This is a genomic window from Spirillospora albida, from assembly GCF_000718255.1.
In the GTDB taxonomy this organism is placed as follows: Bacteria; Actinomycetota; Actinomycetes; order Streptosporangiales; family Streptosporangiaceae; genus Spirillospora; species Spirillospora albida.
In genome coordinates this window covers 23,186-37,581 of the sequence record NZ_JOFJ01000010.1, presented here as the reverse complement: position 1 = coordinate 37,581, position 14,396 = coordinate 23,186, and the positions used below count along the sequence as shown (strand labels likewise).

The 14,396-nt window shown below is 64.0% G+C and carries 9 protein-coding genes; 5 read left to right on the top strand and 4 right to left on the bottom strand.

The window, feature by feature from the left end; genetic code table 11:
• Positions 1-20: 20 nt before the first annotated feature.
• Positions 21-1,370, bottom strand: a complete 1,350-nt coding sequence (locus IE99_RS0114865; RefSeq protein ID WP_051712524.1) for a cytochrome P450 — start codon at positions 1,368-1,370, stop codon at positions 21-23.
• 103 nt (positions 1,371-1,473) lie between these two features.
• On the opposite strand from IE99_RS0114865, the gene IE99_RS0114860 reads away from it, so the two are divergent.
• The 5 genes from IE99_RS0114860 to IE99_RS0114845 all read left to right on the top strand — a co-directional run bounded on the left by IE99_RS0114860 (position 1,474) and on the right by IE99_RS0114845 (position 6,948).
• Complete coding sequence (locus IE99_RS0114860) at positions 1,474-2,127, top strand: TetR/AcrR family transcriptional regulator (RefSeq protein WP_030169991.1); 654 nt, start codon at positions 1,474-1,476, stop codon at positions 2,125-2,127.
• Between the two features lie 529 nt (positions 2,128-2,656).
• Positions 2,657-2,836: a hypothetical protein gene (locus IE99_RS0114855; protein ID WP_030169989.1), complete on the top strand. Its 180-nt coding sequence runs from the start codon at positions 2,657-2,659 to the stop codon at positions 2,834-2,836.
• 18 nt (positions 2,837-2,854) lie between these two features.
• Positions 2,855-4,267 carry an N-6 DNA methylase gene (locus IE99_RS31195; protein WP_169744431.1) on the top strand — a complete coding sequence of 471 codons (1,413 nt, stop codon included), beginning with the start codon at positions 2,855-2,857 and terminating at the stop codon, positions 4,265-4,267.
• 41 nt (positions 4,268-4,308) lie between these two features.
• Complete coding sequence (locus IE99_RS31870; protein WP_157610304.1) at positions 4,309-5,439, top strand: restriction endonuclease subunit S domain-containing protein; 1,131 nt, start codon at positions 4,309-4,311, stop codon at positions 5,437-5,439.
• 243 nt (positions 5,440-5,682) lie between these two features.
• On the top strand, positions 5,683-6,948 hold the full coding sequence (locus tag IE99_RS0114845; RefSeq protein WP_245623209.1) for an NYN domain-containing protein: 1,266 nt from the start codon (positions 5,683-5,685) through the stop codon (positions 6,946-6,948).
• Between the two features lie 1,587 nt (positions 6,949-8,535).
• Here the strand turns inward: IE99_RS0114845 and IE99_RS0114840 are convergent.
• The 3 genes from IE99_RS0114840 to IE99_RS0114830 are packed head-to-tail and all read right to left on the bottom strand — an operon-like array spanning position 8,536 to position 14,331.
• The gene (locus IE99_RS0114840; RefSeq protein ID WP_030169983.1) at positions 8,536-10,557 is read right to left on the bottom strand and encodes an AIPR family protein; all 2,022 of its coding nucleotides are present in this window, start codon (positions 10,555-10,557) and stop codon (positions 8,536-8,538) included.
• Positions 10,550-11,557: a PD-(D/E)XK motif protein gene (locus IE99_RS0114835; protein ID WP_030169980.1), complete on the bottom strand. Its 1,008-nt coding sequence runs from the start codon at positions 11,555-11,557 to the stop codon at positions 10,550-10,552. The genes IE99_RS0114840 and IE99_RS0114835 overlap by 8 nt, the downstream gene beginning before the upstream one ends.
• A complete protein-coding gene (locus IE99_RS0114830) occupies positions 11,554-14,331 on the bottom strand; it encodes a Z1 domain-containing protein (RefSeq protein ID WP_030169976.1) in 2,778 nt (925 codons plus the stop codon). Before IE99_RS0114830 ends, IE99_RS0114835 begins: the two co-directional genes overlap by 4 nt.
• Positions 14,332-14,396 lie beyond the last annotated feature (65 nt).

Sequence of the window (14,396 nt, the reverse complement as noted above, 5' to 3'; positions counted from 1 at the left end):
AGCGACTGCCGTCGGGCTGGTCAGGCGTCCGAGCCAGGCCCAGTGCCCGTTGAGGTGCGTGAGCGGGCGTCCGCGGGGACGGTGAAGGTGCACGGGAGGCGTTTGTAGCCGTTGATGAAGCCCGAGAGCAGGCGGTCGGGTTCGCCTGCGGTGATGTCGGGGAGGCGGGTCAGCAGCTCGCGGAACATCACCGTGATCTCTCTGCGGGCGAGGTTGGCGCCGAGGCAGAAGTGCGGCCCGGGGCCGCCGAACCCGATGTGCGGGTTGGGGGAGCGGGTGATGTCGAAGGTCTCGGGGTCGGAGAAGACGGTCTCGTCCCGGTTCGCCGCCCAGTAGAACAGCTGGACCTTGTCGCCCTTGCGGAAGCGGTGACCGGCGAGCTCGTGGTCGCGGGTGACGTTGCGGCGCATGAAGATGACCGGGCTGCTGTAGCGGACGATCTCCTCGACCGCGCCGCCGATCCGCGCGTCGAAGTCGGCCAGCAGCAGCTCGCGCTGGTCGGGGTGGTCGGTGAGCAGTTTCAGGCCGTGCGCGAGCGCGTTGCGGGTCGTCTCGTTGCCGGCGACCACCAGCAGGAGGAAGAACGCGCCGAACTCGCGGGGGCTCAGCCGTTCGCCGTCGAGGTTGGCGTTGACCAGCAGGGACGTCAGGTCGCCGGTGGGGTTCGCACGCCGCTGGCGGCCGATCCGCGCGGCGAGGCGGTGCAGTTCCCAGCCCGCCCGCGACACCGTGCCCAGCAGCCGGACGGTGGCCAGCCGCCCCATCTTCGCCCGGCCGTCGACGTACTCGAGGCCGGCGCCGACGTACTCGGGGTCGGAGTAGCCCACGATGATGTTGGTCAGCTCGATGACCCGCCGGTGGTGGCGGGCGGGGATGCCGAGCATGTCGCAGATGACCTCGGTCGGCAGCCGGGACGCCACCTGGTCCACGAAGTCGCACGGCCCGGTCCGGATGAGTTCGTCCACGATCCGCGTGGCCCGCGCGGCGATGTCGTCCTCGGCCTTGGCCAGCATCTTCGGGGTGAACGCGCGGGAGACGATCCGGCGGATCTTGGCGTGCCGCGGATCGTCCATGTCGATCATCGAGTTGAAGTACTTGTTCATCCAGTTCGGCATGTCCGCCGGGGCGGTCGCGCTCGGCTCGCTGGAGAACACCTCGGGCAGCCGGCTGATCTCCGCGACGTCGGAGTGCCGGACGATCGCCCAGTAGCCGGGGCTCTGCGGCAGGAACGGCATCTTGGGCAGCTCGAAGAACCGCGGGCCGCGCGTGCGCAGATCCGCGAACACCGCGGCCCGCTCGTCCAGCGGACGCGCCCAGAACCGCAGGTCGCTCAGGTCCGTCGTGGCCGTGTCGGCCGCCGCAGTGCCCATGGTGCCCCTCCCGTCTTCTGGTGATGACGCACACCAGAATTTATGGTGTCAACCATCACCAACTTTCGCCGGGCATGTCAAGGGGTGGGGCACAATCGGGACCATGAGCCAGCAGCGACCGGCCACGCGGCCTTACAGGGGAGTGCCGGCGGCCGAGCGGAAGGCTCAGCGGCGCGCCGCCCTGCTGGCGGCGGCGTGGGACATCCTGGGCACCGAGGGCTGGCAGACCGTGACCGTCCGCGGTGTCTCGGCCCGCGCCGGCCTCAACGACCGGTACTTCTACGAGAGCTTCCCCGACCTGGACGGCCTGCTCCTGGCGGCCGTCGACGACCAGGCCGCCCGCGGCATGGCGGCGATCCTGGCGGCGGTCCGCGGCGCTCCGCGCCACCTCGGGGTTCGCACCCGCGCGGCGGTGACGGCCGTCTTCGACTTCTTCGCCGAGGACCCGCGCCGCGCGCACGTCATGGCCCGCGAGTTCGCCGCCTCGCCGTCGCTCCAGGACCGGAAGTACACGATCATCCACGGGGTCGCCGGGAACTTCATCGCGGAGGTCCACGAGATCCTGGACGACGTCGCCCTGTCGCCCCAGGACCTCCAGCTCACGGCGCTCACCATCACCGCCGGGATCTGGGAGACCATCACGCTGTGGCTGCGGGGGGACATCGTCACGAGCCGCGAGCATCTCATCGACTACATCGTCGCGCTGCTCCTGGCCACCACGGCCCTGCCGCCGACGCTCGACGCCCAGCTCCCCTGAAAGCCCGGCCGACCGGCGCTTCGGTACCCCCTACGGGGAGGCCCGCCAACCGGCTCGCCCCATCCCCGGCACCCGCCTAACCGTTCCGTCCCGCTTCCCGGTCTCCTAGCCGTGTGTGTCGTGTCGTTGGGACGCTCGTGCGCTGTCGGCGACTGGTCCGGACCTGATCTCCCGCCGGTGCGGCACGCTAGGTCGGGACTCGCCGGCAACCACGTCCCAAGACAGATCGCGGACGACCGCTTGGTCTGGAGGTTCCGCGGCTCACGGCAAGTGCATGTCCCTCTCCGGCGTCCGGGGGCGCCTCCCAGCGGGCCAGTTGTAGCCCGCGACGTCCTGGGGTTCGAGGGGCCCAGGTGTTCTCACGGCCGCTGTCGGCGGATCTCGCGAGCTCATGAATAACTCATTTTCTGGTTGTTCACCTGCTGAAATGAAGACGAGATCCCCAAAACGTCTGCTGCGACCCCCCAAAACGTCTGCTGTCTTGCTAGAGTGGTCCTGCTGGTGTAGACCTGCAGGAGGGTTGGCCGGAGTGAGCACCTCGTGGGCGTGGCTTCTCGCCGCGTCGATGACGATGAACGTGGCGTTGGTGGCTGGCATCCTTGAGTACGCACGGCACAAGGACCTGCTTGGTGCTGTGCAGAGCAGCGGCAGCGCGTCCGCGGTGGTGGCCGCGATCGCCGTTGCCATCGTTCTCGCTTATCGTCGCTGACGCGGCAGGATGGGATGGATGGAAACGACAAGGCATCAGGTCGACAGGCTGCTGCGGGCAGTGGACCTGTTGCGCGAAGACGGCGGCCAGGAGGCGACTCAACAACTCGTCTTGGCCGCCGTCTTCCTACGATATGTCGCGGACGTAGCGGATGATCCGCGGGGACGCCCAACCTGGGAACATCTGAAGCGTCAACTGCATGAATCGGATCCTGGCGTGGTTTTGCGTACCGCGTTGGGTGCCTGGAGCGGCGTATACGGGAACCTCACTGTTGATCTTCGTGACGAGTCGGACTTCGCATCACTGAGATCGCATGCCCATCGACGTGCGGAGGGCGCGCTCCGAGGGCTCATCGACCTCCTCGACACGATCGACCTACCGCCGTGGAAGCTGTACGAGGAGTGTCTCGCCCGGTTCTCAGAGGATCGTGTGGGAGGGGAGTACTTTACACCTCGCGAAATCGTCAGGACGATGGTGGAACTCGTGAAGCCGCGCCCGACAGAGAAGGTCTATGACCCAGCCTGTGGATCCGCAGGTTTGTTGATCGCGGCGGCAGGCTCGGCGTCACTCCAAGACAGGAAGCCTGCAGATGCTCGCACTCCCAGGCTGGCAGGGCGGGACATCCACCAGGGCAACCTTAAGGTCGCGGCGATGAATTTGATACTTCATGGATTGGAGAACGATCTGCCGCACGGGCTTGAGTTGGGAAATAGCCTTTCGTATGGCTCGTGGCCGGGCGAGCAGTACGACGTTGTCCTCGCCAATCCGCCCTTCGGATCGTCCCGCTGGCAGGAAAAATTGGACCGCCGATCCATATCCTGGCGCTATGGCGAGCCGCCCAAGAACCATGCTGACTTTGCATGGGTTCAACATGTGCTGGGTTCTCTCAATCCCACCGGTCGCGCTGCTATTCTGCTTGCCAATGGAGCATCTTTCAGGGGTAGTGCCGAACATCGTATTCGCGCCGGACTGGTACGGGATGATGTTCTCGCCGCTGTCATTCAGCTTCCATCTGGGATCTTCCCTCATACTCGCATTCCTGCTTGCCTATGGGTTTTCAACAAGCGAAAGCGAGATCATTCCAAGGGGCGAGTTCTTTTCGTCGATGCCCAGGATGTAGGCGTCCAGGTCAGCCGGAGTAGGCGTGTCCTGACCGAAGAAGACGTTATGCGGGTCATGGGTACGTTCAGGGATTGGTCAGAAGGAAGAAAGAACGACGATCCGGAGTGGTGTAGAGAAGTATCGCTTGAGGACATCGAGGCGGCGGAGTATAACCTCGTCCCATCCCGCTATGTTCGGCCGGCGGTCACAGTAGCCCAGCCTGGCGATGGCGAGCGGCGTGTGCGCGAACTTACCGAGGAGTTGCATAGGCACTTTGCGGAAGCGTCACGCCTGGAGCAAGAACTTCGTGATGTCCTGGGGGAATTTTGAGTAGCTCTTCGCAGAGAAGCGCGCTCGCTGAAATCCCCGGCGTGGAAGTAATCGGATACGGGATCAATCGTCCCGGGCCGCCGACCCCGGGAGGCATTCCGATGGTCAGGGCGGGCGACATCGTCGATAGTCGTATTACTACCGCGGACATTGTCAATGTTGAACGCGAAATCGCAGAAGTTCGCCATCCTCGAACGCTTCTTTGGCCTGGTGATCTGCTCGTTGTGCTAGTAGGGCGGATCGGCGATGCTGCCGTTGCCGGGCCCGAGCACGCTGGCTGGAACATCGCGCGGTCGGTGGCCCTGATCCGTTGCACTGAGCCGGAACTCGCCCAATGGTTGAGGATCTGGCTCCGTATGCCCGCAGTGCGTTCTTGGTGCGAGGCGCAAGCCGTGGGCACGGTGCAGCGGACGCTTGGGCTCAAGGCATTGCGAGAACTGCCGGTTGTGCTGCCACCATCAAGTGATCGGGATGAGATACTGCGCGTGATTCAGGCCGCCGAGAGCCGGTCTGAGATCAACGACCGGATCGCGCGGACGGCCGTCTCGCTAGCGGACGCGCATTTTAATGTCCTGGCAGCGGACAAGAAAAGTTGGACTGGAAGGACCTTTGGACGCGTTCTACGTGAAATTCAGGCCGGGACTACGCAGCGATCAACCGGCCGACTGGCAAATTCGTCTTTTGTTGCGCCCGCAGACATCTTCAATAGCTACTTGCCCCACTTGGCAGCACCAGACAAAATCGAACCTTCTGAAGCCCGCAGCGCGATCCTTGTTGCCCCTAAATCGGGTCATGTGTATGCCGTGGTCACGCGGTCACCGGTCATCGCGGGCCGCGGAGTTCTCCAGTTGACGCCACGGAGAGACGATGAGGTCTGGTGGTTGCTACATGAGATCCGCTCAAGGAGCGTTGAACTGTCGCAGTTTGCCCAGGGCACGGCTGCCCGTGAGCTCAGTGCGAGGTCCTTCTCTCAAGCCAAGGTTGTTTGGCCGCCAGATAACGTCATCAGGCGTTTTGCGCGGATCGCGAGAGTGCTGCACGAGCGAGCGCAGGAAGCTCGAAATGAAAACAGTACTCTGGAAGTTCTACTTGAGGCCTACCTCAGCATGAAAAGTGAGACCTTCGGGTTCATTGCAGGCACCAAATGTGGCCCCAGCCCAGTAATTATGTGAAGCTCTAAGTGTTTGATGGCCGACATTGATGTCGCTGCATAGAGGGCTTACGAGATGCCAGCCGCACGGTAAAGCTGCAGCACCGTGCCGGGGCGACTCCTCTACCGGATCCGCATCGGCGCTACCGTCTCTACATCAGTACGGGCGCCAAGCACAACTCCAACCCATCCGCCCAAGATGGCCAGGAGTTACCACATATGGCCTAGGGAGATGCAGTGGCGCTAGGTTACTGCCATGCATCACATGCGGACTGCACTGTATTTGGACTTTGACAATGTTTTCAGCGGTCTGTGTGAGTTGGATCCGCTGGCGGCTGAGAGATTCGCGACGGACCCCGGGGCGTGGCTGCGGCGGCTATCGGAGATCTCGGAGTCTGGGGCGCGGCGGCGATGGCTCGTGCTGCGGTGCTACCTGAATCCCAGCGGTTACGTGCCGATGGGTACGGAGCGTAGGTACTTCTCCCGCTACCGGGCCGCGTTCGTGCGGGCCGGGTTCGAAATTGTCGACTGCCCGCGATACAACGCGACGAAGAACGGAGCAGACATCAGGGTGGTCGTCGACGCGATCGACGCGATGTTGACGGAGCCGGTGTGTGAGGAGTTCATCATCGCCTCGGGCGACTCCGACATGACGCCGCTGCTCCAACGGCTGCGCCGCGCGGACCGGCGTACGCTCATCATGTCGCCGCTGGACGCGGCCGAGGCGTACACCTCGATCGCTGACCAGGTACTCAACGGTCATCAGATGCTCGCGCTCGTCCAAGGCGAATCCATCGACCTGGACGACGACTCGAGCGGAGAGATAACGTCGGAAGGCGACGGCACCGGACACCCGGGAACCGTTGCCGCCCATAGTTCCGGCGCCTACGAGTCTTTCAGGTCGATCGTGTCGCGGGAGTACAACGGCGCTGCCGAACCGCTCAATCTCGCGTCGCTGGCGCAGCAGGTGCGCGATGAACTGGGCGCCGCTGCGATCGGTCCGAACTGGTTCGGCCTCGGCGGCTTCGCCAGGGCGTTGTCGAGCCTGGACCTGCCGGGCCTGACTATGTCCCAGTACTTGCTGTGGGACGGAAGCCGGCACCAGCCGCCCGAAGGCGGCACGCAGAAAGTGCCGGTGCCGGAGCCCATCGAGCGTCTCGGCGACCTGATGAACCTGCCCCGGCTCCCCCAGGACTGGTGGCCCGCTGTCTACGGTGCGCTCTCCGACTACGCGTCCGAGCACACGTTCAACATGACCGAGTGCACTGCCTGGTCGCGGGACAGACTGGCGGACCACGGCCTGCGGGTGAGCCGCCAAAACATCGGGTTCGTCATGAACGGCGCGGCCAGAGGCGGCTCCCCGCTCTACCGGGATCCCCCGCCGACTGCGGAGGAGATCCGTGAAGCGTTCGTACGCAGCGTCCTGAAGCGCATTGACTCCAGCGAGACGGCGTTCTCCGAGGAGGACCTCGCCGTCGTCCAGGAGTGGCTGGACGCGCCGGTGGACCATGCGGCAAGCGGCCCGGAGTAGGGGAGATGACCGCTGAGCGGGTCTGGAAATCCACGGCGCCGTGCCAATCAGCAGGGTCCCTTGGGGCCTCCTGGGTGCGAGGCGGCAATACGATCCAGGTACGCCCCCCAACACTTCTCTCTAGCCCACCCGGAACCGGCATAGACGGTTGGCCACGGTGCGGTCACCGTGTCGACGGCTCGATCACCACTGTTGAGTTCGGAACGTCAGTCAACGACCCGCCCCGCGGCGGGGTCAGGGGAGGCGAAGCGGGACGGGATTGTGGCGGGCGCCGGGGGTGGGACGAACCGGTTGGTGAGCATCCTCGTAGGGGTACGTCACAGAAGGGTGCAGGCGCGCCGGGTACCGTCTCCGCAGTGGCGGGCGGACAGCTGGTGATAAGTTGCTCGTTCGGAGTTGGCGCCTGATGATCGTCGCCTTCCGGGCCGGGGCCCGATTGGAACAAATCCCGCTCCTCACCTGCCGGGCCTCACTTTGGGAAGCAGGTTCAAACTTCAAAGCGTGAACACTCAGCTACGGCTGGCCTGATGGCGGTGCAGGGCTATGGACTTCTCGGTCGGTGGTGGGGGCTGCAAGGACAAGCCGCGGCGAAGGCGGAGATGCCGAGGGTTCTTCTCGGTCGTACCCGCCGGCGCACACACCAGATTTGCATACGTGCGACCAGCGTCTTCGTCTGGGCGCTTAGTCATGGAAACAGGTATTCCTTGGTGATTCCCCAACGCCAGAGCCGGGTCACATTGTGAACCATGGAGACTTAATCTCGCCATCCCATCCGCTGAGTCCGCTACCGCGGATCGAGGGCGACGATGGCCTTCTTAATAGCCGAGGTTAGTTCGCCTTTGAGTCGATTGTCGTAAAAATTACTGGTGAAGGCACCGTGTGCGGGCCCGTCGTGGCTGAGGAGGATGGGCAGGGAGTCCCGGAGCAGTGTGCGCAGGCATGCGTCGAGGCCAGCTGCGCTGAATGCGATGGCGGCTCGTACTTGGTCGCGGTGTAGTTCGGAAATCGCTCCGCGTGGGTCGTTTTGTGCAGCGCGTAGGTCGTTCAGGGTGGTGAAAGTGATCCCCTCTGGGCGGTAATAGGCGGCCGACGCGCAAGAGCACTCGGTGAATGAGGCGCGACGCGAGGGTATCAACGCTATCCGGCAACGTAGTTTCGGCTTCTCAGCGCTTCAGTTTTCCGATGCGTGCTGCTGATCCAGGCTCGCGGTGACGGGTGCTGGATTGTGGCCGGCGAGTGCAGAAAGTCGGGGGGCCTGTGTGCAAGCAGCCGAGCCGCGCTGACCAGTGAGGCGATGGGGGCGTCCCCGCGCCCAGCAGTCACAGTCATCTCGGTGAAGTCTACATTGAGACTGGCCAGGGACCCGTCATCGCCATCCCGGTGGAGGTGGACTTCGGTCACGTGGAAGCTGTCCTCAAGGGAGGCTCGCATACGCGCCACGTCTGTGCTGACATCGCCGCTTCCCTCGGCCCCGACGTAGTAGACCGCGTAGATCTACTGCGCGAGTGCGAGACCGCTGATCAGCGGAGAGATATCGTCCCAGCTCGCGGCAGCGCTGTCCGCGCGTCCAGAGAGGGACGTGCGCGGTTAGAGCTTGAAGCCGGCTGCGTAGGCCTTGGCGCGGAGTCTGAGGGCGTCTGTTGCGATGCCTGTCCGGATTGGTTCGGAAGCTTGGAGGCGTCGGCCGACGAGGGCGAGACGTTGGCGCTGGTCCGGGAGGAGGTTCCTGGTCTCCTTGGCCCAGCGTTGGATGGCGAACCACTCATCGGGAGGTATGGAGGAGGCCTCGGCAACGTCGGGGTGGGATTCGGTCTCGGCATCGAGTTCGGTTGTTGGGCCGACCGGGTCGACGATCGGGGTGGGAAGGAGTTCGGACTCCAGATCGGCGGGGAGGTTCCAACGGATGCCGCAAACGGTGATCCAGCAGTCCTCTTTCTTGGCCCATTCGCCGGAGTGGTTTCCGGATCTGGGGTTGTCGATCACGTGCATGACGCGGTCGACCAGGGTTTCGACGGCTGCTGCCGTTGCGGGGGAGATGCGTTGTTCGCGCCAGATGCGGTCTAGGTCCAAGCGCTGGTTGGTCGCTTGGACCAGATACGACATCGTGTAGGCGGTGACGAAGGATTTGAGGCTGCCGGCCCCGTGCTGGAAGGCGATCCTGTCGATGTCCTTGAACAGCTTCGCCTTGGCAATCAACCGCTGGCAGAATGGCACGTCCACTCGGGGTGCGCGGTCCTCAGCCATTGCGGTGTCCAGTCGGATCATGAACTCGTTGAAGTTCTTCTGGGCTCCGCGGCTGACCCAGTGAGGAAGCATCTCCCAGCAGTGCATGAATTTGGCAAGGTCTGACTTGGTGAACTTCTGCTTCGTGGGGTGGAGGAGCTTGAACTGTTTCTTGGCTGCGGGAGTTCGCGCCCGGGCCTGGGCGTCGGTGTACTGTCCCCGAGCCCGTTCGTAGAACCAGCGTGTCTCGATACCGCTGCCGTCGGCCGCGGGGGCCCACAGGGTACGGGTGACCTGCTCCACGCGCCTGTGGAAGGGGTTGTTGGAACTGAAGTCGACCAGGCTTACAGCGTTCTGGCTGTTGGAGTACTTCGAGATCTCCGGCACGACGTCGAGAAGTTGGGACTCCTGAAGCACGGTCAGCTTCATCTGCACGTGGACTGCGGACAGATCCGCTTTGTCGCGGGTGCGGGCGTAGTAGATGGAGGCGGTTGTCTGGCCGCCGTTGACGATCTGGACTCCGTGTATGCGGTGGATCGCGTGCTGCCCGTCCGCGTCCCTGACGAAGTCAACGGCCGAGGCGGTTGCGGTGATGCCGTTGTTGTAGGCGAGGAACCACTCGGGCTTGTCAAGCAGGGTTCTTCGGATTCCACTGTTGACCTTCACGCGTGTTTGGAGGAACGAGCGGACGTTGAGTTCCAACAGACGCGTGCCGTACTCCCGGTACAGGTCGGCGAGGAGCTGGCCGGGCAGGACGCCCAGAACGACGGAGAAGTCGCCGGTTCTGGGCGCGGCGAGGCACGGCAGGGGTTGCTGGAACTCCACGACGATCGGCTCGCTCTGGGCCCCGGAGCTTGCCAGGCGGTGGAACCGTTCGAGATCCCAGATCTCGTGCGTGACCTCGAGCTCGTTGAAGACGCCTGGAGGTGGGGCCTTGACTGTGCAGACGGAGTTGGTCAGCAAGAAGACCCGGATGCTTGATGCCTCGAGGAGGGCTTTCTCGACTCCAGTGCAGAGGTCTTGGACGTCGGTGGCCTCGTCTGCGGCCTGTCGGATGTCGGACGTTTTGCGAAGGAACTGCAGGGGGCGCTTGAGCGCTGCCTCCGCCGGAGCTTTGTGTAGCTTCCCCATTAGGGGTGACTGGCTGAAGTCGACGACGAACAGGTCCAGACTACCGAGCGTGTTGTTGACGCCGAAGCCGTGGATCTCGATGCCGTGGGATCGGTAGTAGGCGAGGAAGTGGTTCTCGACGTCGCCGGCTACTTCAAGGTCCTCGAGCATCAACTGGGCGAACATCTCGGGGGCGGTGGTGCTCTCGGCCTCCGCGCTGGCCATGACGTTGGCGACCAGGCTGTGGGCGAACTCCTCGAGTGAGGTTTCAGCCATGGCTCCCTCTGATCAGCTTTCTCACCTCGTCCTTGGTTATGGCGTAGGCGTCGAGTCCGGCGGTCTGGATGCGGTAACTGCAGGTGCTGACGCCCGGCCGCAGCTCGGATTCGACAATCCGCGGAAATTCCCCGTGAACAGACCAGAACCTGATCTCCCGAAGGGTATACCGGGGCTCGTCATAGTTATTGGCGTGTTGGGGGAAGTAACCGATTCTGGCCAAGCGCTCTTCAAGACCCGCCTGCGGAGGGCCTGGCAGGGCTGCTCGGACACTTTCCACCATGGTGTTGAGGCTGGTGCCCATGCCGCCGCGGCGCTCGTCCAGGACCACGAGGGCGAAAACCAGGTCGGCGGTTCCGGTGCCGTCGAGCTGACGCTCGTTGGCGATCGTGATCTCGGAGGACGCGCGGGCGGTTGTGGTCTTGACCTCGATGGCGCAGTCGGTGAGCTGAAAGTCCTGGTTGGTGCCCGAGGGGCCGGTCCAGCCCTGGATACCGCTGGCGGGGCCCAGTTCGGGTATCACGTAGTCCTTCAGCAGGAGCAACTCGCCGTACAGTCCTCTGCGTGCCTCGGTGCCGAGGCCGTCCTCGCCGAGGCTCTTGAGCAGGGTCTGCCACCGCTCGAACTGGTTGATCGCGGTGGTCACCGCGCCGATGCCGTCGGGGGACTGGCTGATGGCCCAGGCGATGTCCATCACGAGGGGGGTGAAGACGTTCTTGAGGCTGTCGGAGGTCAGCGTGATCGTCAGTTCGTAGTGCTGCCGGGTCAGCCGGGTGAAGGCGAGATCGAGTCCCTGGGTGCGGGGTAGGCGTCCATAGGCAGCGGCGGCGCGCTCGTAGGCGCGGTCGTCGGTGTCGAGGACGAGCATACGTCGCCGCTGCGGGTAGGTCACGGCGATGTAGATGTCGTGCGCAGTCTCGGCGTGGATGCGGCGCATGGAACGGCCGGGCGTGTGTTGCGGGGTCTCAAGCTCCTGCCAGTGTTCTTCGGTGATGCTCACCCGTCGTCCTCGACTTCCTGGTCCTCGAGCCCAAGGGACTGCTCTTTCAGCCAGGGCGCGTTGACGAAGTACTCCGTCTTCTCAAACTGCTCGGAGTTGGGAAAGCTGAAGGCGTAGCCGACCAGAGGCACCGCATCGGTGTCGGCTCCCTCGTGGCTCTGCTCGATCGGATAGATCAGCAGGAGCCCCTGGTCGGGAGTGCGCACGTTCCGCACGAAGAGGTCCAGGGGCTGCGTGGGCACCTTGACCGGATTGCCCTTCTTGTCGAGCTTCCCCTCAGCGGCGACGCGCGCGTTCCCCAGCGCGGTCCTCCACTGGGCTCTGGAGAGATCCTTGGCCTCATCCGGCGGGTTCATCACACGGCGGATCCGGTACCGGCCATCGTGCAGCGGATCGGTGCCTTTCACTGGGTTGCGGGTGACGAGCCCGACCTCGTGACCGCCGATGTCGACCGGCTTTCCCGCCGACTTGCCCACCAAGCGCACTGTCCAGTTCCCGAGTTCGCCGACCTGGTCGCACCTGCGGATGTAGGTGGCGATCTGGCTGGCCCGCGCACGGTGGGCGAGCTTGTCCGACTGGTAGCCGTCCAGGAAACCCACGATCTCCTCGGCGGGGACGCTGGACCAGACCATGCTCCCGTCGTCGGGAGAAGCGGGACCGAGACTGTCCAACCTTCCCACGAACGATTCGAGGTTCGCGAAGTTCTTCTCCGGTAGCTGGTTCCTGAGATCGAACATGACCGTCTCGGGGTGGTCACCGGAGTAACTGAGCCTCACCCGCGTGCCCGAGCCCATCTTAGGGCGGCTGGTGATGTTGAGACCGAGCGAGGAAGACTTGATCTTCAGACCGAAATCTATGGGCTTGGCCCGCAGCGCCGCCATCTCCTCGATCTCCCTGCGGAGCTCGTCGGTGGTCTGCGTGATCTCGATGTAGTGGTCGATGAGGCCCGGGGTCGTGTAGAGCCTGCACAGATCCTCGTACCCCGGCCGGTACCCGAACCAACGTCCCATCTGGAGCAGGGTGTCGTAGGCTTTGGCGGTCCGTAGGTAGTAGCTGACGCTCAGGCCCTCGAGCGTCAACCCCCGGGACAACTTCTCGCCGCCGACCGCTATGACGGACAGGCCGTTCTTGCGGTTCTCGTAGTACTCCAGCGCGTCCTTTGCAGCCCCGTTGATGGCCCGGACCTGGATCTTCTGCACGGCGGGTAGCAGGTGCTCGGCGACCTCAGGCCACGAGACGTCCTTGACCTGGTCGGCGGGAAACGCCCTCGTCGTGGGCATGAAGTCGGTGTTCCACAGATCGCGAAGCTCGGTGAGCCGTTCGGCTGCGGTGACGCTGTAGCGGTCGCGCATGCTGTCGGCGAGCAGTTGGACGTGGTCCTCGATGATTTCTCGGACCTGGCTCTGCACTGCGGTGAATCGGGTGACGTGCACGAGCATCGAGTTGTGCTCTGTCTCCTGTCCTCGAGCACGCCGTGCCGCGCAGGTGAGGACGAATGCGTTCACGGCTGTGCGTAGAGAATCTGGGAGTTCGGTAGGGACAACGTGGTAGCTCTTGTGCTTGTCCGGCATCCAGGCCTGGCAGTCGTCCACCGTACGAGTCACGGGCAGTGGTTCGACGTCGTCCTCGTCAGGATCGTCGACCGTCAGGCCGAAGACCCTCTCGGGTCCGAAGTAGTTCGACGGAGCCGGAAGCACCCGGATGAAGCTGCCCGGGAAAAGATCCCGGCCGAACGTCTCGTGATCGGTGTCGGGATCGATCAGGATGTTCGCGTATGGGGTAGCGGTGTATCCGACGTAGGCCGCCTGCTCAAACACCTTCAGCAGCTTCCGGATCTCGCCGTTGACCTTCGACGGGTCGGTCTCGGATTCTTTGGAGACATCGATGCCCGCATGGTCGGCCTCGTCATCGATGAGAAGCACGGGCAGGTCCCGGACGATCACGCCGTCCTCAGTTCCATCAGGCGTGCCGTGGACTTCCATCAGCCAGCGGCGAACATTCCTCAGGATGCTTCGATGCTTCTTCACCACCAAGACGACGGGGAAGCGCCCGAGTGGAAAGTTCAGCTGCAGGGCCTTGGCCTTGGTGAAGTCCCCCTTCTCCGTGCTGTCGGTGACCGATCCGATCCCGAGCCGCTTGGCGTGGGACGGCGCGCCGGCGCCGATGTAACGCGAAGCGTCCTCGTCGTAGCGCTTCTGGAACTGTGTGTCGAAGCCGAGCAGCCCTTGGTCGATGCGCAACTGGGTCTGGCTGCGGAGGTCGTTGTGGATGCCCGCCAGGATGATGATCATCTGGAAGCCGGCGTCGGCCGCCTTGCACGCCAGGCCGGTGTAGTTACCTGTCTTGCCCGACTGCACTTGGCCGATGACCAGCCCGGCACGCCGCCAGGGAACCTTCGACTGGGGATCTTCGAACTCGCCGAGGATGTCGTCGGTCGAACGGTCGAGCGCGCGGACCACTCTGGGTGGGAGGCGCACCGAGTGGTCGAGGTAGTCGCGATAGCGTTCCCAGAACTCCCATGACCGGTTCGACTTGGCGTCCGGCAGCCACGGCGTGTGCTGGTCGTCGTCGGAGATTCCCTTGCCGACCTCCTGGAACACCGAGACGAGTTCCTCCACCCTGCGCAGCAGGGTGTTCGCCACGAGCCCGGGGAACATGGGCGCTGCCTGGGAAACGGCCTGCTCGACCTCCTCAGGCGTCGCGTGCCGCTCACGAGGGAGCAGTACAAGGACGACCTGGATCGCCTTGGCGATGACTTCCTCGGTAGCGCTCATGCGTTTCCTCTGCGGGTGACGACTCCAGCCAGTACGAGGCTAGACGCTGCCACCGACAGTCGTTG